General features: G+C 61.9%; 21 protein-coding genes and 2 pseudogenes. 8 read left to right on the plus strand and 15 right to left on the minus strand.

Annotation, left to right across the window (positions count from 1 at the left end; all coding sequences use genetic code 11):
• The 11 genes and pseudogenes from BMY30_RS10130 to BMY30_RS10170 form a co-directional block, all read right to left on the minus strand.
• Window positions 1-180: pseudogene (locus BMY30_RS10130) on the minus strand (IS1634 family transposase); the annotation flags it as partial.
• Window positions 181-280: 100 nt separating this feature from the next.
• Window positions 281-634, minus strand: coding sequence for a hypothetical protein (locus tag BMY30_RS17635; RefSeq protein WP_139195506.1), 354 nt, complete (start codon window positions 632-634; stop codon window positions 281-283).
• A 94-nt stretch (window positions 635-728) separates the two neighbouring features.
• Complete coding sequence (locus tag BMY30_RS10135) at window positions 729-1,193, minus strand: hypothetical protein (RefSeq protein ID WP_139195507.1); 465 nt, start codon at window positions 1,191-1,193, stop codon at window positions 729-731.
• Between the two features lie 95 nt (window positions 1,194-1,288).
• Complete coding sequence (locus BMY30_RS10140; protein ID WP_089713252.1) at window positions 1,289-1,618, minus strand: DUF427 domain-containing protein; 330 nt, start codon at window positions 1,616-1,618, stop codon at window positions 1,289-1,291.
• A gap of 82 nt (window positions 1,619-1,700) precedes the next feature.
• Entirely contained in the window at window positions 1,701-1,961 is a 261-nt protein-coding gene (locus BMY30_RS10145) for a type I restriction endonuclease subunit M (RefSeq protein ID WP_089713253.1), read from the minus strand.
• 75 nt (window positions 1,962-2,036) lie between these two features.
• Entirely contained in the window at window positions 2,037-2,258 is a 222-nt protein-coding gene (rhuM, locus tag BMY30_RS18145) for a RhuM family protein (protein WP_244516177.1), read from the minus strand.
• A gap of 5 nt (window positions 2,259-2,263) precedes the next feature.
• A complete protein-coding gene (locus BMY30_RS18150) occupies window positions 2,264-2,521 on the minus strand; it encodes a virulence RhuM family protein (RefSeq protein WP_244516178.1) in 258 nt (85 codons plus the stop codon).
• Window positions 2,522-2,717: 196 nt separating this feature from the next.
• Entirely contained in the window at window positions 2,718-3,863 is a 1,146-nt protein-coding gene (locus BMY30_RS10155; protein ID WP_089713256.1) for a GGDEF domain-containing protein, read from the minus strand.
• Window positions 3,850-5,088 (minus strand): Fic family protein, encoded by a 1,239-nt coding sequence (locus BMY30_RS10160; protein WP_089713257.1) that lies wholly within the window; start codon window positions 5,086-5,088, stop codon window positions 3,850-3,852. Before BMY30_RS10160 ends, BMY30_RS10155 begins: the two co-directional genes overlap by 14 nt.
• Window positions 5,089-5,170: 82 nt before the next feature.
• On the minus strand, window positions 5,171-5,878 hold the full coding sequence (locus BMY30_RS10165; protein ID WP_089713259.1) for an aspartate/glutamate racemase family protein: 708 nt from the start codon (window positions 5,876-5,878) through the stop codon (window positions 5,171-5,173).
• Window positions 5,879-5,928: 50 nt separating this feature from the next.
• On the minus strand, window positions 5,929-6,177 hold the full coding sequence (locus tag BMY30_RS10170) for an HP1242/YdcH family protein (RefSeq protein WP_089713261.1): 249 nt from the start codon (window positions 6,175-6,177) through the stop codon (window positions 5,929-5,931).
• Between the two features lie 180 nt (window positions 6,178-6,357).
• On the opposite strand from BMY30_RS10170, the gene BMY30_RS10175 reads away from it, so the two are divergent.
• The 6 genes and pseudogenes from BMY30_RS10175 (at window position 6,358) to BMY30_RS10200 (ending at window position 10,924) form a co-directional block, all read left to right on the plus strand.
• Window positions 6,358-6,924: a TetR/AcrR family transcriptional regulator gene (locus BMY30_RS10175; RefSeq protein ID WP_089713263.1), complete on the plus strand. Its 567-nt coding sequence runs from the start codon at window positions 6,358-6,360 to the stop codon at window positions 6,922-6,924.
• Window positions 6,921-8,081, plus strand: a complete 1,161-nt coding sequence (locus BMY30_RS10180) for an MFS transporter (protein ID WP_089713265.1) — start codon at window positions 6,921-6,923, stop codon at window positions 8,079-8,081. Before BMY30_RS10175 ends, BMY30_RS10180 begins: the two co-directional genes overlap by 4 nt.
• Before the next feature lie 159 nt (window positions 8,082-8,240).
• Window positions 8,241-8,558, plus strand: a pseudogene (hmuQ, locus tag BMY30_RS10185) (heme-degrading protein HmuQ); the annotation flags it as partial.
• A gap of 12 nt (window positions 8,559-8,570) precedes the next feature.
• Window positions 8,571-8,858, plus strand: a complete 288-nt coding sequence (locus BMY30_RS18565; RefSeq protein ID WP_089713451.1) for a sll1863 family stress response protein — start codon at window positions 8,571-8,573, stop codon at window positions 8,856-8,858.
• A gap of 108 nt (window positions 8,859-8,966) precedes the next feature.
• Window positions 8,967-9,821 carry a sirohydrochlorin chelatase gene (locus BMY30_RS10195; protein ID WP_089713267.1) on the plus strand — a complete coding sequence of 285 codons (855 nt, stop codon included), beginning with the start codon at window positions 8,967-8,969 and terminating at the stop codon, window positions 9,819-9,821.
• A 101-nt stretch (window positions 9,822-9,922) separates the two neighbouring features.
• The gene (locus tag BMY30_RS10200; protein WP_089713269.1) at window positions 9,923-10,924 is read left to right on the plus strand and encodes an ion transporter; all 1,002 of its coding nucleotides are present in this window, start codon (window positions 9,923-9,925) and stop codon (window positions 10,922-10,924) included.
• Between the two features lie 37 nt (window positions 10,925-10,961).
• On the opposite strand, the gene BMY30_RS10205 is transcribed toward BMY30_RS10200, so the two are convergent.
• The 3 genes from BMY30_RS10205 to BMY30_RS10215 are packed head-to-tail and all read right to left on the minus strand — an operon-like array spanning window position 10,962 to window position 12,900.
• Complete coding sequence (locus BMY30_RS10205) at window positions 10,962-11,306, minus strand: hypothetical protein (protein ID WP_089713271.1); 345 nt, start codon at window positions 11,304-11,306, stop codon at window positions 10,962-10,964.
• 43 nt (window positions 11,307-11,349) lie between these two features.
• Window positions 11,350-11,874 carry a metallophosphoesterase family protein gene (locus BMY30_RS10210; RefSeq protein ID WP_089713273.1) on the minus strand — a complete coding sequence of 175 codons (525 nt, stop codon included), beginning with the start codon at window positions 11,872-11,874 and terminating at the stop codon, window positions 11,350-11,352.
• Window positions 11,875-12,900 carry a DUF3137 domain-containing protein gene (locus BMY30_RS10215; RefSeq protein ID WP_089713276.1) on the minus strand — a complete coding sequence of 342 codons (1,026 nt, stop codon included), beginning with the start codon at window positions 12,898-12,900 and terminating at the stop codon, window positions 11,875-11,877.
• A gap of 224 nt (window positions 12,901-13,124) precedes the next feature.
• Between BMY30_RS10215 and BMY30_RS10220 the strand changes: the two genes are divergently transcribed.
• Window positions 13,125-13,727 carry a hypothetical protein gene (locus tag BMY30_RS10220; protein ID WP_089713278.1) on the plus strand — a complete coding sequence of 201 codons (603 nt, stop codon included), beginning with the start codon at window positions 13,125-13,127 and terminating at the stop codon, window positions 13,725-13,727.
• 55 nt (window positions 13,728-13,782) lie between these two features.
• Complete coding sequence (locus tag BMY30_RS10225; protein ID WP_089713280.1) at window positions 13,783-15,315, plus strand: WG repeat-containing protein; 1,533 nt, start codon at window positions 13,783-13,785, stop codon at window positions 15,313-15,315.
• Window positions 15,316-15,543: 228 nt separating this feature from the next.
• On the opposite strand, the gene BMY30_RS10230 is transcribed toward BMY30_RS10225, so the two are convergent.
• Window positions 15,544-17,250, minus strand: a complete 1,707-nt coding sequence (locus tag BMY30_RS10230) for an OmpA family protein (protein ID WP_139195508.1) — start codon at window positions 17,248-17,250, stop codon at window positions 15,544-15,546.
• Window positions 17,251-17,790 lie beyond the last annotated feature (540 nt).

A 17,790-nucleotide genomic window follows, 5' to 3' on the forward strand; every position in this document is an offset into this window, starting at 1 on the left:
CGGCTGGCCAGAGACACGCAGCAAGCCATTGATCAGCGCGCTGGATTCCCCGGCCGTGACGGCCTCGAGGCGACCCAGTGTCGCGATCACGCGTTGGCGCGACTTGCCGGCCTCGTCCCGGAAGGACTCGACGAGTTTGACGTAGCGGCGCGGGCCGGATTTGGTGACTTTGACGAACATGTCATCACGATAGACCGTAGGCGCTACGAATGGCAAGGTGCCACTAGAAAAACGTGTCACTACAAAGAATGCGGCCAGAATTCTCTAAGCTACTGAATTCTCAGACCACAGGTGCGGATTTCTGGCCAAAATCGGACTGGAAGTGTCGAACTCGGGAGCGGTGCATGTATATATAGTTCCAGGCTTGTGCTTCTTGATCTGCTTTTGCGGTTTGTGGCCCCGGATAGTCTGAAGGAAACTCCCCAGCGCCGACGAAAGGTGATCGGCTGTATAGTAATTCATCCCTTACTCGATAGGTCGTCTTCATCAGATTCCGCGCAGCTTCGAACTCGGTTTTTCCGCGGAGTTCGCGGCTCCAGTTTTTCAAGCCAACAACGGCAACTGTTGCCGTTGTTACGGCAGCGGCACCCAGCAAGATGTCTTTAACTGTCGAAATAATTTCAGGAATCGTCATGTATGAACTCACAGCAGCTAATGCCGCTCAGCTCGCGTGGCTAAGAAATGGAGGCGAAGCCGCAATGTAGTAGACGTCGCCGTGGCTGGCCTTGTTATGCATTTTTGGCACCCAAGTCCTTCTTTGCCAGTTCAACGATCTTATTGAGTGAATTTAGGTGAGCCTCATAGTCCTCTTCATAGATGTCCCAAGAAGGGTTATCTTCCCAGTTAAGCTTCGGGCGCTCCCTAAGATTTTCGAGTACATTCTGTGCCTCGGCCGATATTACGAAAGCGCCAACATCGGTAGCTCTCTTAATCTTCCAGAACGCAGCAGTATAGTTTGATGAGAACTCAGACTCTTTTTCTAAAGGGTAGCCGTTGCCTTGTCCATAGTCTTCCTTCTTTATCTCACAGTACTGGATCACGTCATAGAGTGCGTCAATTATCTCTGCATATGCATGCTCTTTGCTATCCCACCATTTTTTCGAATAGAACTTCTTCATTGACCATCTTGCTGCCAAGTATGAGCCAAGTATTGCCGTGATTATTCCCGGTGCAATTTTTATTAGGAATTCCATCTAATCTCTCTTGGGTGCATAGAAACAGCCACCAGCCACGCAAGGTACGAGCGTCGGATGCATTTTCCGGCACATCCGCTTTGGGTCGATAAGCGTCATTCGCTCACCCCTTCGTAAAACGCCAACATCCCCGCAATCGCCTCCATCCCTTCTTTCGGCCGCTGATAGCTCCACGCCACATCCTTGTGCTCGCCAAAGGAGAAATAGCGGGCATCGCCCTTGAACGGGCAGTGGGTCACGGTCTCGGAGAGGGTAAGAAGACCCATCCGCACGTCGTCGCGGGGAATATACTGGCGCGGCGGGTAGCCGCGTTCTCGGAGTTCGACGGGGTGGGTAGTGTCGGCAAGCAGGGTGCCGTCGATGATGACCTGCGCCTGGCGGGAGTGCGGGTGCAGGGTAATGTGCGGCTCCGGGGCATCGTCCATGATCGTTCCCTGTTGGTTATTCTAATGTTTCACACAGGGTAGCAGCGATGCACCCGGCGCGCCCTGCACTCGATGGCGGCATTCAGGCCTGCAGCGTCGACAGGACGCTCCGGAAGCTTTCCAGGCCGGATTCCAGGTTCTCGATGATGTCCGCGGCGATGTCGTCGGGCTCGGGCAGGTTTTCCAAGTCGCCCTGGGACTGGTCGCGCAGCCAGAAGATATCCAGGCTGGTCTTGTCGCGCTTGACGATTTCCTCCCGGCTGTAGCGGCGCCAGCGGCCTTCCGGATTGGCCTCGCTCCAGGTCTCCTGGCGTTTATGGCGTTCGCCGGGCCGGCCGAGCACCCGGAGGTACGCCGAGCGCTCCTTCGTCGTAGTCCTGCAAGAGCCGCCAGGTACGGGCGTAACCGAGGATCAGGCTCACCACCTCCTGCCCACATCGGAAACCAGTTCTTGCCTGGTGAGCGTCTGGCCGAGCAGCTCCACGGCCTGCTCCAGCTCGGCCAGGCCCTGCTGGGCCAGGCCCTGCTGGGCCAGGCGGTGCTCGTTGAGGCTGTAGCCCTGGGTCAGGTGCTCGCGTAGGACGCGGGTGGCCCACTGGCGGAACCGGGTGGCGCGCCAGGAACTGACCCGATAGCCCACGGAGATCACCGCATCGAGGTTGTAGTGCTTGAGCCTGCGCCGGACCTGGCGCCTCCCCCCTGGCGAACTACTATGAAATCCTTAGCAGTTGCCGATTCCGACAGATCTTCCTCCCGATACACATTCTTGAGGTACATCAGGATATTTTCCGGCGTGGTCCCGAACAGCTCTGCCATTTGCTTCTGCGTGAGCCAGACCGTCTCGCCTTCCAGGCGGACTTCCACCGGCTGGCTGGCATCCTCGAAAATCACGATCTCACTCATGCAGCCTCCCTGTTCGCTGTGAAGGTTCTACCACCATGGAGCTACCTGGTAGCGCATGCTGCGCCTTCCCCAGGGCTACTTCGATAGGGCAGCATCGGCGAATCGCTGTCAGGAGCGGGGCTTCGCCTGGGCTCGGTCGCTGTCGGCCAAGACATCGGGCAGGGCCTGCAAGAGGTTAACGAGGAATCCGGGCCGGTCAGGCGATGTGGTAGCCATCCTTGCCTCCGGCCTTCACCCGATACATGGCCATGTCGGCGTGGTGGATGATCCCCGACACGCTCATGCCCGGGTAGGGGAAGAGGCAGACCCCGACGCTGGCATGCAGGCGGAGGTCGTCCGGCACGTCGGGGAAAGGTTCGCGCAAGGCCGCCAGCAGCTTTTCCACCAGTACCGTCGCATCGCGCTCGCTCTCCAAACCGATGGCGAGCACGAAGAACTCGTCGCCGCCGAGTCGCGCCACGGTGTCGGCCTTGCGCACGCAGGCCTTCAGCCGCTCCCCCACCTGGGTCAGCAGACGATCCCCCACCTCATGACCGAGACGGTCGTTGAGGGCCTTGAAGCCGTCCAGGTCGATGAAGCAGCCAGCATGGCGCATGTCATGGCCCTGGCTGCCGGCCATCGCTTGCTCGATCCGTTCGTGGAGCAGGTAGCGATTGGGCAGGCCGGTGAGCGAGTCGTGCTGCGAGCGCTCAAGGTGGTACTGACGCTGCTGCCGGAGCTCGCGGGTCCTGAGGAACAGCAGCCGACGCTGCTGCTCCACCAGGTAGCCGGTGGTGCCGCCGATCAGGTTGGAGGAGACGATGAAGATGTCGTGGCCCAGGAGGATGTGTGGCGGGTAGTCCAGCCAGACGCCGCACACCAGGTTGTAGGCGACGAGCAGGGCCACATCGATGGCAAGCGCATGGGGAAAGCGCAGCCCGATGAAGTTGTAGGTATAGAAGGTGAGCATCATCAGGGCAGGGTAATAGTAGTGTGCGCTCTCGACGGGCAACTGCGCCTGGATAGCGATCAGGCCGACACCGGCGGCCAAGCAGACGCAAGAGAGCAGCAGCTGGGAGAAGCGCGCGAACAGCGGCGTGAAGGTCGCCAGCAGCACCAGGGCGGGCACCGTCAGGGCGGTGAGCCGCGTCGCCCAGACTCCGCCCAGGGCGTCCCCTGGCACATGCCAGATATCCAGCAGGCCGCAGAGCAGGTAGACCAGCATGCCGACGCCGATCGCCGTGCGCCCATGCAGGCGGACTCTCTCCAGGGAGTCACGCAGGAAGGCCCGCTCCAGGGCGGGGTCCTTGAAGCGCAGCGTCAAACGGCACGGGGTGGCCGGTGCCTGCTCATAAGCGGTCATCAAAGGGGTTCCGTTGCCGTGATGGGCTCGCCTGGTCCATCTTGCCCCGGCGGAGGCGAGGTGTCATCGTCGGTCGGATACGACCATCCAACTTGAGGGCTACCCGGTAGCGCGTGCTGCGCCCTCCCCCAGGCAACTTCTCCAGGCAGCCCTTGGCTAGTAGATCAGAAAGGTGCCGAGTGGCGGTGGCCTTGCTGACCTTCGCGACCTTCTGGTACTGGGCGGCACTGATACCGTCCTCGAAACCCCTTTCGCCGCCATCCAGCAACCGATTGAGCACCTTGATCTGCTCCGATGACAGGCCGGCATCGGCGAAGCGATGCCAGAAGCGTGTCTTGTCCAGGGTGCGGTCGATGTCGGCCAGGGCATCCGTCAGGGTCTGCAGCAGGATGTCGAGAAACCAGGCCAGCCAGTCGGTGAGATCGGTGGTGCCGCGCTGGCTGCCTTCGAGCACCCGATAGTAGTCCTGGCGCTCGGCCAGGATCGCCGCCGACATGGCGTAGAGACGAATGCTCTGTCGGTCGGCTTGGGCCAGTGCCCAGTCGGCAATGGCACGAGCCAGGCGACCGTTGCCGTCCTCGAAGGAATGCAGGGTGACGAACCAGAAGTGGGCAATGCCGGCGCGCAGCAAGGGATCCAGAGCGGGATCGTGGCGGCTCTCCTCGAACCACGTCAGGAAGGCAGCCATTTCGTCTTCCAAAATCCCTTTTGGTGGGGCCCCGAAGTGTAATCTGGGCTTGTCGAGACACCCGGAAACCACCTGCATCGGTTCTTCGCCTCGCCACTGGCCCACCCGAAGCTTGGCCAGCGATGCCTCGGCATCAGGGAACAGCCAGCGATGCCACTGGAAGAGCCTCTCGCGAGTCAGCACCGCGTTGGGCGAGCCGATGGCATCCATCATAATCTCGGCCAGCCCTTCCGATCGCGGTGATACCGCTCTCCCCGTCTCCTTCACGCCCAGCCGCTTCGCCAAGGAGGAGCGCACCGACGCCGCATTGAGCCGCTCCCCTTCGATGGCCGAGGAAGTGATGATGTTCTGCAACAGGGTATCCAGCATCACTGCCGGATCATTGCCAAAGGGAAGGGAGCCTACTCTCCCTAACAGGATACCGAGAGACCGCCATGCCTCCTGGAGCCGGGGCTGAATCACGACGGCCCGCCAATGGAATTCAGGCCAGTCGGGCTCCTGCCAGATCCAGGTCGGCGTCGTAGAGGAAGCATTCATCGGCGGCACCCGAAGGATACGGTGAACCGAATAGGGAGATAATTCGGCTCATTGATTGAGCCGAGTCATCGGGCGATTCGGCTCAAGGGTCAAGCGACCCTGCCGGAAGCGCCCGGTGCACCGCCTGCTCGGCATGTATGGCCGAGGTGTCGTAGAGCGAGACGTCGGTATCCCCCGCCTGGATCAGCAGCCCTATCTCGGTACAACCCAGGATCACTCCCTGGGCGCCTCGCTGGGCCAGGGTGTCCACCACACCGAGGTAGGCGGCTTTTGATTCCGGCGTGATCACCCCCTGGCAGAGCTCCCGGTAGATAACGTCGTGTATCACCTCCCGCTGCGCATCGCCGGGCACCAGCACCTCGATACCGCGCGCTTCGAGCCTTTCGCGGTAGAACGCCTGCTCCATCGTGAAGCGGGTTCCCAGCAGCCCTACGCGGGTCACGTCGTCGTCGAGCAACAGGCTGGCCGTGGCATCCGCGATATGCAGCAGGGGAATCGCGACCGTGCTCTCTATCTGTGGGGCGACCTTGTGCATGGTATTGGTACAGAGTACGAGGAAGTCAGCCCCGGCAGCCTCGAGCGCCTGGGCCGCCGAGCCCAGTATCTCGGCGGTGGCATCCCAGTCGCCGCGGTGCTGCAGGGCCTCGATCTCGGCAAAGTCGACGCTGTAAAGCACCAGCCTTGCCGAGTGCAGGCCGCCCAGCCGCTCTCTCACCTGCTGGTTGATCAGGCGGTAATAGGTCTGGGTCGATTCCCAGCTCATGCCACCGATCAGTCCGATGGTCTGCATGCGATCACTCGTTCAAGTGAATAGAGGCCACGTGAACACCCGGGCTGGACCTAGGCCGAAACAGCTTGCTCAAGGTACGCCGCGATCTTGTCCTTGAGGGCGAGACGCTCCTTGCGGGCCTCTTCTTCTATGTGGGTGGCTACCGGCTCGACTTCCGTCTCCATTCGATGGATTTGCCGATTTATCTCATGGTAATCCTCGGCCAGATTCGCGAAATGGGCGTCAGACTGCTTTAGGTCATGGATGCGGTCAGCATGCTGGGGAAACTCTTCAGCAAGTTCGTGCGGCGTATGGCTCATGGTGACTCCTGGAAGAATATTGTGAGTATACAAAGTTCTACCGCACCCTATCAGCAACCATGGCCTGTCAGCCAATCAGTAGGCACGGAGCCAAAGTGCCGCATCGCTTGACACCACCGCATGGCCTGGATTTATATGGGCTTCATTTAGATAGATCAGTCTATATAGGAACAGCCATCGATGCCCACCTCCAAGCATGACCAGTTGCTCGCCACGGCCGAGCAGCTTTTCTATGAAGAGGGGTTCCACGCCACCGGGATCGACCGCATCGTGGCGGCCGCCGGGGTGGTGCGCATGACGCTCTACAACCACTTCGCCTCCAAGGAGGCTCTGGTGGCGGCCGTCCTGGCGGCCCGCCACGAACGCTTCATGGCCAGCCTCGATGCGGCAGCGGCCGCCGCCTCGTCGGGCCAGGCGACGCGAGCCCTGGTCGATGCGCATGGCGACTGGCTGGAACGCTACAGCCAGCACGGCTGCATCATGGCCAAGGCAATGGGCGAGTTCGCCGAGCACAGCGCCGAGATCCATGCCCTGGCGGCGGCCGCCAAGACCGACCTGCTGGCACGCCTGGAAGCCGCCGTGGCAAGCGACGGACTGAGTCACCACGCCGGCCTGGCGCGTAGCGTCTTCCTGGTACTGGAAGGCAGCAATACGGCGGTGGCCCTGCTGGGCGCGCAGACGGCCCTGTCCGACACTCGGGCGGTGGTCGACACCCTCCTCATTACAGCACGGAGCGAGACCCGATGAGGCCCCTTTCCCCCCTCGGCATGGCGGCACTCGGAAGCGGGATCATTGGCATCACCTACGGACTGGCCCGCTTCGTGTTCGGGCTCTTCCTGCCCGCGATGCGCGACGAGCTGACGATCTCCCCGACCATGGCGGGGGTGATAGGCGCCCTGCCTTTCCTGAGCTTCGTCTTCGCGATCCTCGCCGCCACCTGGGTGACGCGCCACCTCGGGATTCGCCGCACGGGCGTAACGGCCGCCGGCCTGGCCGGGGTCGGGCTGGTGACGATCGCTCTGGCACCGTCATCGCTGTTGCTGGCCATCGGCGTGCTGATCTGCGGGATCAGCACCGGTCTGTCGTCGCCGGTCATGGCGGAGACGGTTCACAAGGTCGTGCCGTTCGCCCTGCGCGGGCGGGTCAATGCCACCATCAATGCGGGTACCAGCCTGGGCATCGCCATCGCCATGCCGGCGGTGCTGATCTGGGCGGAGGCCTGGCGCAGCGCCTATATCGCCTTTGCCGCCCTGGCGGCACTGGGCACCCTGGCGGCCCTCTTGTATCTGCCCAAGGAAGACCGTGTCTCAGCATCGGGACCCCGCCCGATCGCCCTGCAGGCGAGCCGAGAGCAGTGGCTCGGGATCGCTCGGCTGAGCGGCCTGGCCGTCGGCATGGGGGGCGTAAGCGCGGCCTACTGGGTGTTTGCTCCCGATGCGGTGATCAATGCCGGGGGGCTGTTGCCGAGCCAGACCGCCTGGATGTGGCTGGCGGTGGGTCTCGGCGGGCTGTTGGGTGCTGGTGCCGGTGATCTCATCTCGCGTTTCGGGCCGGCCGCAAGCCACGCTGCCGGCCTCGTGGTGACGTCCGCCAGCCTCGCGCTGCTGGCCTTGGACCCCGGCAACTTCGCCCTCGCCCTGGTCTCCGCGGCCCTGTTCGGTGCCGGCTACATGACTCTCAGCGGCTTCTACCTGGTCAGGAGCACCCAGATCATGACCGAGGCACCCTCCTTCGCCCCGGTGCTGCCGCTGCTCGCCACTTCGATTGGCCAGGTCGCCGGCTCCCCGCTGGCCGGCTGGCTTGTCGGGGCCGAAGGCCATGTGGCCACCTTCATGCTCTTCGCCATCGTGGGACTCGCCGTTGCCGGGCTGGGGGCGTGGCTACTGAAAGAGCGAGGTCGCTAGCGGGCTTCTGCATCGAACGCTCGGGCGTAACCGAGGGGGCTGGCCGAATTCGGCGTGACAGGACTCCGCGCCGTCCCCTTGCGCCTGCTTGCCTGTCCCGGGGCAAGGTGTCATCGTCAACAGATAACGACCATCTACCTGGCCATGGGAGAAAATTCCTTGTTCATCGCCATGAACCGCTTCCGGGTCAACCCGGAAAGAGTGGAGGAATTCGAACAGATCTGGCTGGAGCGGGAGACGCACCTGCAGGGCCTGCCCGGCTTCATCGAGTTCCACATGCTACGTGGCCCCGAGAAGGAGGATCACGTGCTTTACGCCTCTCACACCGTCTGGCGTTCGCGCGAGGACTTCGAGGCCTGGACGCACTCCGAGGCGTTTCGTGCGGCACACGCCAATGCCGGCCAGAGCCGACGCGAGGGGCTCTATCTGGGCCCGCCGACGTTCGAGGGTTTCGAGGTCATCCAGACAATCAACAACGAGGACAACGACATGAGCAACAAGGAAGCCTACGAGCAGAAACTGCAGGCCAAGCTGGACGAGTGGCAGGCCGAGATCGACAAGCTGAGGGCCCAGGCCAAGGGCGCCGAGGCTGATGCCCGCCTGGAGAACGAGAAGGAGGCCGAACGTCTCGAGGCGAAGCGCGAGGAGCTGCGCCAGAAGCTCGATGAGCTGCGCAACTCCAGCGATGAAGCCTGGAACGACATCAAGGCCGGCGCGGAACGGGCCTGGGCCTCGCTGAGCGAATCCCTCGAGAAGGCACGTTCTCGCTTCAAATAAACAGCGCCTCTCTTCCCCCGGGTGCCTCGTCAGGCGGCGCCCGGCCGGTAGTGTGACGGCTCCTGGTGCCGTCTGCTTCGGTCCTCGTCCCGCGCCAAAGAGGCCTCCATGCGAAAGATCCTGCTCGTCGACAACGGCTCCCTGCGTGCCCAGGCCACGCTCAACCTGCGCCGCCTGGCACAGGCCCTGGGCCAGGCCACCGGCCAGGAGGTCGAAGCCGCGTCCCTGCTGCATTCCTACAAGATTCCCGCGGAAGACCTCGAAGGGCGCAAGGCGGTATCGCTGGGGCCGCTGGCCGAACAGCTGGCGGAGCAGGGCGCAACCGAGCTGGTGGTACTGCCCTTCTTCTTCGGCCCCAGCCAGGCGTTGACCCGCTATCTGCCCGAGCGCCTGGCCGAGGTGCAGGCCCGCTATCCGCGGCTCGCCGTGAAGGTGGCGTTGCCACTAGTGGATAGTCAGGCGCCGCTGGACCTGCGCCTGGCGCAATTGCTGGCCGACAACGTGCGCGAGCGGATGGAAGGTCTGTCGAAGCCGAAGGTGGTGCTGGTCGACCACGGCAGCCCGATCCCCGAGGTCACGGCGGTGCGCAACTATCTGGCCGGACAACTCAGCGTGTTGCTGCATCAGGAAGCCAGCTGCGTCACCTTTGCCTCCATGGAGCGTCGTGACGGCGAGGCCTACCGCTTCAACGAACCGCTGCTGGTCGACCTGCTGGGCTCAAAGGCGATGGCCGATAGCGAGGTGATTCTCGCCATGCTGTTCCTCTCGCCGGGGCGACATGCCGGCGAAGGAGGCGACATTGCAGAGATCTGCGAGCAGGCGATGGCCAAGTCACCCGGCCTGCGCGTCAGCACGACACGGCTGGCGGGTGAACATGACGCCATCCTGGAGATTCTCGCCAGCCGCCTGGCGCAGGGGATTGCCGGCGCCCCGCTGCTGCTGGAACTCTCGGCCAACCGCTGAGACGGCGAAGTCGCTTGGAGGTCGCTTGAAGAGAGTGCCGCCGACGGACCAGCGTTCTAGGCTGGGAGGAGTCATTGCGGCACAGGGCTCAAGGAGGTGCCATGCCTGATACCCGAAAGAGATCCCTCAGCACCGGCCTGGAGCGGGTCCATCTGGCGTGGGACCTGTTCATCATCGTGCTGGTGATCGCCAACCTGACCCTGCTGCTGTTCGACAGCCTCTTCCTGCTGCCGCCCCTGAACGCCGGATTCGAGGCCGTGGCGCCCGGCCTGTATGACGCTTACGACCAGCACATCCATGCTCGCTTCTTGGCGATCGACCTGGGGTTCGTGGCCATCTTCCTGCTCGACGTGCTGCTGGGCTGGGCGGTGGCCATCGTCGAGCGACGCTACCACCGCTGGTTCTTCTATCCCTTCGTGCACTGGTACGACGTGCTGGGCTGCATCCCGGTAAGCGGCTTCCGGCTGCTGCGCGTCCTGCGCGTCATCTCGCTGCTGTACCGGCTACAGCGGCTGGGGCTGATCGACGTACGCCGCTGGTACCTCTACAGCGTGGTCGCCAAGTATTACGACATCCTGCTGGAGGAGCTCACCGACCGCATCGCCATCCGCTTGCTGGATAACGTTCAGTCTCAGATCCGCTCCAGCGACTCGCTTTCCAGCGGGTTGGTGGAACAGGTGGTACGCCCCCGCCAGCAGGCGTTGGTCCACGAGATCAGCCAGCGACTGGAGGCCATGGCCGGAAACGCCTACACACATAATCGACCCGACATCCTACGCTACGTGCGCGGCCTGGTCGGCCGCACCCTGGCGGAGAGCCCCGAGATTCGCCGGCTGGAACGCCTGCCGCTGGGCAGCCAGCTAACCCGGGGGCTCGAGGCTTCGATCTCCGACCTGGCCTGTCGCCTGGTCAACGAGGCCCTGCAAGGGCTGCAATCGCCGGAGTTCTCCACGCTGGTGGAGCACCTGGCCGATAGCGGCTTCGATGCCTGGCTACGCACCGACCCTCATACCGAACAGGTCACCGAGCAGGTGCTGCTGGACATGCTGGAGCTTCTCAAGGTGCAGGTCGCGGTCAAGGACTGGAAGCACAAGTACGAATGAATTCATCCCGCCCCGGGGGAAACCCGGGGGTATTCCATCATCGTGCTTCCATGACCCGCTCCAGCTCCCGACGATAGGCCGCCTCCTGGCTTGCCGGGTCGACGGGGAAGCGGTCGAGCTCTACCGCCAGCTCGAAGAAGCCCTGCCGCGGCATGTCGCCACGGCGGCTGACCACCAGGGCGGCGATCATCGGGCGGCCGGCGGCAACGTCCTCGCGCATCAGCGCTTCCAGGGCCAGGGCGACGCGCTGGATGGTGCCCGGCGGCGTCAAGCCCAGCGCCTCGGCGGCCTGCTGGTAGGTGATCGGCACGGCCGCATCGGGCAGACCCGTCAGCAGCTCGCGCAGGCGGGGGGCCAAGTTGCTTTCTTCCGTCACACTCATTCTCCCCGCTTCTGTGTCATCGGTCCTTTGCCGTTGCTGAGACTCACAACGGCAGGTGCAGGATGGCGCCGCGCAGGCCGCGCTCGTCGGCCCACAGCTTGCCCAGGGTAATGGGCAGACGGAAGCGGCGCTTGCCCGCCGCGCCGGGGTTGAACAGAAGCTTGCCGTCCTGCCATTCATTGCGTGGCTTGTGGGAGTGGCCGTGGAGCACCGCATCGCAGGGGGTAGCCGGGTCGAACTCGGCCAGGATATGCACCAGGTGCAGGCGCCAGCCGTTGATGGTGAAGTCGTGGGTCATCGGCAGCGAGTCGGCCCAGGGCGCGGTATCGATGTTGCCGCGTACAGCCACCATTGGCGCCAGCTCACCCAGCCGCTCGAGGATGGCGGCATCCTGGTCGCGGCTGCCCACGTCACCCAGATGCAGGATAAGCTCGCAGCCCTCCAGCAGCGTCAGCGCCTCGGGACGCAGCAGCCCGTGGGTATCGCTGATGACGCCGATCGGCCGATCTGGCCGTTGGCAGCGATTTCCAGGGTCGTCATGGGGTAATCCTTTCTTGGCGTTCTTCACTCAGGTTTCCGGGTGATCGCCATGTAACCGGTCGATGATTCGGCGAGCGGTGGCGATGTCGTCGAAGACACCGTGAAGTTCTTCCTCGATCTCGTCGGCTGGAGTGGTGAGCTTGCCCAACGCCAGGAAGTCACCCTCGCGTTCGAGCGCCATGAAGAATGACTCATCGTGAAATCCCGCTTCAACCCCCTTGGCACCACGACGCCCGCTTTCGGCCTCGGCAATCCTTACAAAATTGTCCAGAAACCTTGGTGTCAGCACTTGCCTGGCCGCGTCGGGATTGTCCGAATGGACTTCGAACAGCTTCTCGAATGCGTCATGCCCGGTCTCGATCCTCGGCAGGTCACGACCCACGCCGCCGAACATGCTCATCAACTTGTTGCCCGGCCCATAGTCTCGGGCGATGAGAATACGCGCCGGGATCGGATCGGGTACGCCGACGCGAATCAAAAGCCCCTTGAACTGGGTCGTAGGGGAATTGTTGGAATGATCGTTGTCGGCGTTGGTGCTCTTCTTTCTCTTGTCGTTGATCAGCTTCGCCTCGACGATCTCGAAAGGCACGTCGCGGTAGGTTCCTTCCAGCCGATCGCTGATTTCCGCCCGGCTGAAGCGACGGATCACACCCAGCTTCTGCATTCGCTCGAGTGGAAAGCCCTTCAACGCCTCGCGGTCATGGGTCAGGTCTCCGAGAAAGTCGCAGACCACCGGCATCACCGTCTCTGCGGCCGAACCACTCCATTTCGCGGCCTGGCGTTTCCACAGCAGCAGCGCCGCAACCGCGCCGAATGCCAGCGGAATCCCGAACCCCACGAGCGCGCCCACCAGCCCGTCCGAGCCGGAGCCGAAAAAAAGGAACAGCAGGCCGAGCACCGCACCCGCTGCCAGAGCGATCCCGGCGTGCCGTTTCGCAACCGCCAGAACCGTCTGGCGTTCCTGCTCCAGTTCGCTCAGACGGGGCGCGATACGCGCATCGTAGACCTCAGAGAAACCGGCCTCGATGGGGCTGCATTCGGTGAAATTAGTCAATACTCTCTCCCCTTGATATTGCCTGGAAAAATGGGTTACTGAAGCGCCCGGCTCTTGACCTCAGTTCTCCAACTCACGAAAGTTGAATCGATAATACACAACTAAACAGGCCGAACAACAAGCAGTCAGTCAGCTGGCTGGTCGGACCGGAACAGCCCGGGACACTGAAATACCGCTGCGCCGCGATGTGAAGTAACCAGGCCCACCGCCTTATGGAGGGAAGCATGGTAATCAGGAAACTTGTACTCGCAGCAATCGGGCTCTTCACCGTTTTGACGGTGCCCGCCGCGGCGCAGGATGACGAAGCTTTCTGTGGCGTCACCGATGCTTCGACGTTGGAAGAGGTCGCGAGCCAGCTGGAGGGAAAATGGATCTCGGAAGCCAAGGCGGGATACGTGGTGATGGGCCCGATGGTGATGCCCCACCCAGCTGCCCCGGCGCCGAAGACAGGACGTCTCGAGATGCGCGATGGGCGCTTGACCATCGTTCCCGACAACCCGGAGGGAATAGATCTTTCTCTCGACTGGGAGACGGGGGTCGACTGGAGCTTTGGCAAGCAGCCATCGCTGCCCGAAGGCAACGATGCGACAAATGTTCCCGAGCTGGACATCGACGACGACGAACTCGCTGTGGTCGCGGGATGCCCCGTGAATGAACTGCCACGCCTCGTCGGAGTTGACAGCTTGATGGTCGAGGGCACGTCGATGACCTATACGCTCCGTCTGATAGTCGTCGACCCGGATCTGATCTATGGTTTTCAGCAGGTGCACGGCATCGCCGGCGGTCACTCCATCGTGGAACGCCGCCCGATCGTGATGCACAGTTGAGCTATCAGCCTATAGGGGAGCTGGGCGGAAAGGGTAACCACCAGAAGAGGGTTTCATGTCACGCAACGTTGTCTTTCTAACCACCGCGATGACGCTTGCCGGGTTTGCCGGGCTTTCAAGCGGCAAGGCCGACGCACAGACCCAGGAAACATGCGCAGATGGCGAGTGTTTCGTCGAAGCAGTGCGATCTTGCACAAGCGCAACCTACGGGATCCGCGACGGCATAGGGCTTGGCGCCGCAGCCAGATACAGGGTACTCGGCCAGGAAGGCAGTGCCTGCCGGATCGGGTTCTCCTTCACCGAAAACCCCAATCCCGCCCTTGTCGATCAATCGCTTACTTTCCTGGTGGACCCCGACGCAGCATCGAAAGACATGCTTCTCGGGGCGGTGAAAAGTTGTCTGACCGGAAGCACCGAAGATTACGGGTGCAGCGGCGCACTCGTTGCACAGGTTGGGAATGACACCGCCTCATCGGGGACGCTGGTCGCGGGCGACGGTCCGTTTCCCTGCGGCAGAGAACCGACCGAAGCGGACGAGGCCTCGCTCTATCCCATGCCGAAAGACGGAAAATGGGGCTATGTCGACCGAAGCGGCGACTGGCACATCGCGCCGCAGTGGGATCAGGCTCATGCCTTCCACGAAGGTAGGGCAGCGGTCGGCGGCATGCAGGACTGGGGCATTATCGACCGCGCCGGCAACTATGTCGTCGAACCGCGCTACGAGTCGGGATCCCTCTTTGAGTTCAATGGCCGGCGGTGGGGTACGTCCCCGTTCGTGGCGTATTCAGAGGGCTGCACCGTCGCGGCCATCTTCACCAATGAGCCGCAGCGATCGTTCTTCGTGGACCGCGACGGTAAAACCTATTGGCGCGAGGAACTGCCTGAATCCCTCCAGACGCGCGACATCCGCGACTTCGGTACCTTCTCCGAAGGCTTGGCGTGGTTTCAGGTGGGTCAGTCATTCGATGCTCGCCGTTACGGCTGGATAGATGCCACCGGTAACGTGGCCATTGAATCAGACTTCACGGAAGCGGGCCCCTTTTCCGGCGGATTGGCCCCGGCAAGCGTCGCCGATGGTCAGGCCGGCTTCATCTCGCCGGATGGCCAACTGCAACTGCCGCGCAAATGGACTCTGGACAATACAACTGCCTTTTCGGAAGGCTTGGCGAAAGTCTGGACGGGACCCTTCGATATCGCCTTCATGGACCGCAACGACTTCGTTTTCGACAGCGTCACATTCGGTGCAGAACCAGGCAAAAAAGCAGCCAATGCGGCAATTGATACAGCAGGCAGATTCCAGGATGGCCTGGCCCCGATCGTCACCGACTTTTCCGCCGGCCGCGATCTCGTCTATGTGAAGCCCGATGGCCAGGTGGCCTTCGTGCCCAACGAGATCGACGGCATTGCGGTCTGCGACCCCAGGCAGTTGTCCGAGTACCACAACGGCCTTGTCCGCCTCGTTGTTGCCAAGGATGGAAAAAGCTGTGGTGAGGAGCGTTACCTGAGCGGATTGGCGGAGTACGATCACGCCGTTTATGTCTACCTCGATACCGAAGGGCGTATAGCTTTGCGCCAGGAGCAGCAATAGCACCGCATCGCCGGGTCGCCTGATTGGCGACCCTTTGCGCCGGACCTTGACGGTGGGTCTTTACGGACAGGGTGACGAGCCGCTACGGCAACCTGTCAAACATTGCCGGGAACAAAAGGCGGAAGTCCGGATTGATCCCGTCGAGTAGCATGGGCCACAGAGTCCATGAAAGTAGGACGTGAAGCCGACAGACACAGTGTCTGTCGGCTTTTTCGTTGCCTTGGTTTCTTAGAGGCGGGACATACTGGTATCGATCAATGGGGTGATCCGCCGAACACTGGCGCGGCGGTTTTCCTGGCTGGGTCCCTGCGTTTCCAGTTTCAGATAGCGCTCACCATAGCCCTGTACAATCAGGTTTTCCGGGGGAATGGCGAAGTATTCGGTCAGTGCCAGGGCGACGGCTTCTGCTCGCCGGTCGGACAGTACCAGGTTCATCACGTCCGATCCAACAGCATCGGTATGGCCTTCGACCAGGAAAATCTCATCCGTGTTCTCTTCGATGACCTCGGCCATGGTGTTACCCATCAGAGTCAGCGCCTCGGCCTCGGAGGACTGAATGGCCGACGAGCCGGTCGCGAACTGAACAACATTGAGATCGATGCGCGGCATCATGGCTCGGACACGAGAACTTTCGCGTACCTGGCGCAGGGTAAAGACTCGATCGAACTCCTGAACCGGTGGTGCCAGCAATGCCTCGCGCAGGATCTCCTCATCCGCGCGCCGGTAATCGACCACGTAGCGATCTTCCGGCAGGTCGTAACGAAGCGAAGGCAGGGATTCGTCAACGTCGACGGAAGACCTCCAGTTATCATCCTTGCTCGTTTCGTCGATCAGCACGATAGCGGTGTCATCGGGCAGATAGCGCGTGCGCTTGAGGACGAAGCCACCGGAATCTCGAACGGTCACGATCCGGGTGCCATCATCGCGGGTGATGGTGGAGCGGGTGATGCCATCGTCAAAGGATTCGTTCGTCTCGGTTACCCCTGGGCGACGCAGCAGGAGGTTCTCGTCCTTGCGCACATGCAACTCGCCGTCGCGCTCGACGATCATGCGGTCGCCTTGATTGTCGACGACCCGTCCACCGAGTTGCGGAACCAGGGCCCCGACGACGGCACCCGCCGCGGCGGCTCCGAGGTATTTCCACATCTGGTTGTCGTCATCATCTTCTGCTGACGCCGGCACGGCCTTGACCTCCTCATCGCTGGTACGGGTGGACTCCGTGGTCACGACCGTCTCGGATGTCATGCTGGCTTCCTGGGAATCCAGGCCGGCAACCGCAGCGAGGGCGTCTGCCTCGGCCTTGGCCAGAGCCTCGGCGTCAGCCTTGTCACTGGCCTCCTGCTCGGCGACGGCATCTGCTTCGGCCTTGTCGATGGCTTCCTGCTCGGCGGCGGTGTTTGCCTCCGCTTGCTTGATAGCTTCCTGCTCGGCAAGGGCCTCTGCCTCTGCCTGATCAGCGGCTTCCTGCTCGGCAAGGGCGTCTGCCTCGGCCTGGGCGATGGCTTCCTGCTCGGCCAGGGCGTCTGCCTCTGCCTTATCAGCGGCTTCCTGCTCGGCCTGGGCTTCGGCTTCGGCCTGAGCAATGGCTTCCTGCTCGGCAAGGGCGTCTGCCTCGGCCTGGGCGATGGCTTCCTGCTCGGCCTGGGCGTCTGCCTCGGCCTGGGCGATGGCTTCCTGCTCGGCCTGGGCATCGGCTTCTGCTTGGGCGATAGCTTCCTGCTCGGCCTGGGCATCGGCTTCGGCCTGAGCGGCGGCCTCTTGCTCGGCCAGTAGCTCCTCCTCTGTTTTATCAACAGAGTCAGCAACTTGAGCGAGTGTGATAATCTCTGTATCAGTGGCCGACGACTCTGTCGTCTGGGCAAAGCCAGGGGTCATCAATGACAGAGAGGCCAGGATCACAGCGTGCTTCCTGAAAAGACGCATGCGTTGTTTCATATCGTTTCTCCCGAATCAGCACTGACCGGCCATGAAGACGGTTGCCTAAAGTAAACACTGCCAGCGCGGATTTATTCACGATGTTGGTGATTGAGGAATTCCCGGCGGGGCTAGCTGATACTGATGCGCTAGGCTTGATGGGAAATGGATCCGATCAGGAAGGTGGGGGTTCCTTGTGAGCAGCGCTCTCCCGTCAAAAGGCTAGATATGGCGAACCGATACAGATCCAGGCGTTTTCACCTTCATGTTATTTGACTACATTGTAGGTAATAAAATCCCGTCCATCTGTACGACAGCACACATAGGGGGTTTTAGAGGGCGTGTCGTGTCAAAGTGGGCATTGGACAAATTTTTCATGATATTGATGGCTTAGAAATATCAGAGAACGCTGTTTTATAACTCGACACAAAATAAACTTACCTATAAAACAATCGGATAACAGTCAACGCAATCAATTCATGTTTTTGATTGGATACCTTTCGAATTAACCTCTTGTGGAAATCTCTGCCTTGAGCCAGTATGCACCCAGGTCAACTCACC

This window comes from Halomonas daqiaonensis (assembly GCF_900109725.1).
Lineage (GTDB): Bacteria > Pseudomonadota > Gammaproteobacteria > Pseudomonadales > Halomonadaceae > Halomonas > Halomonas daqiaonensis.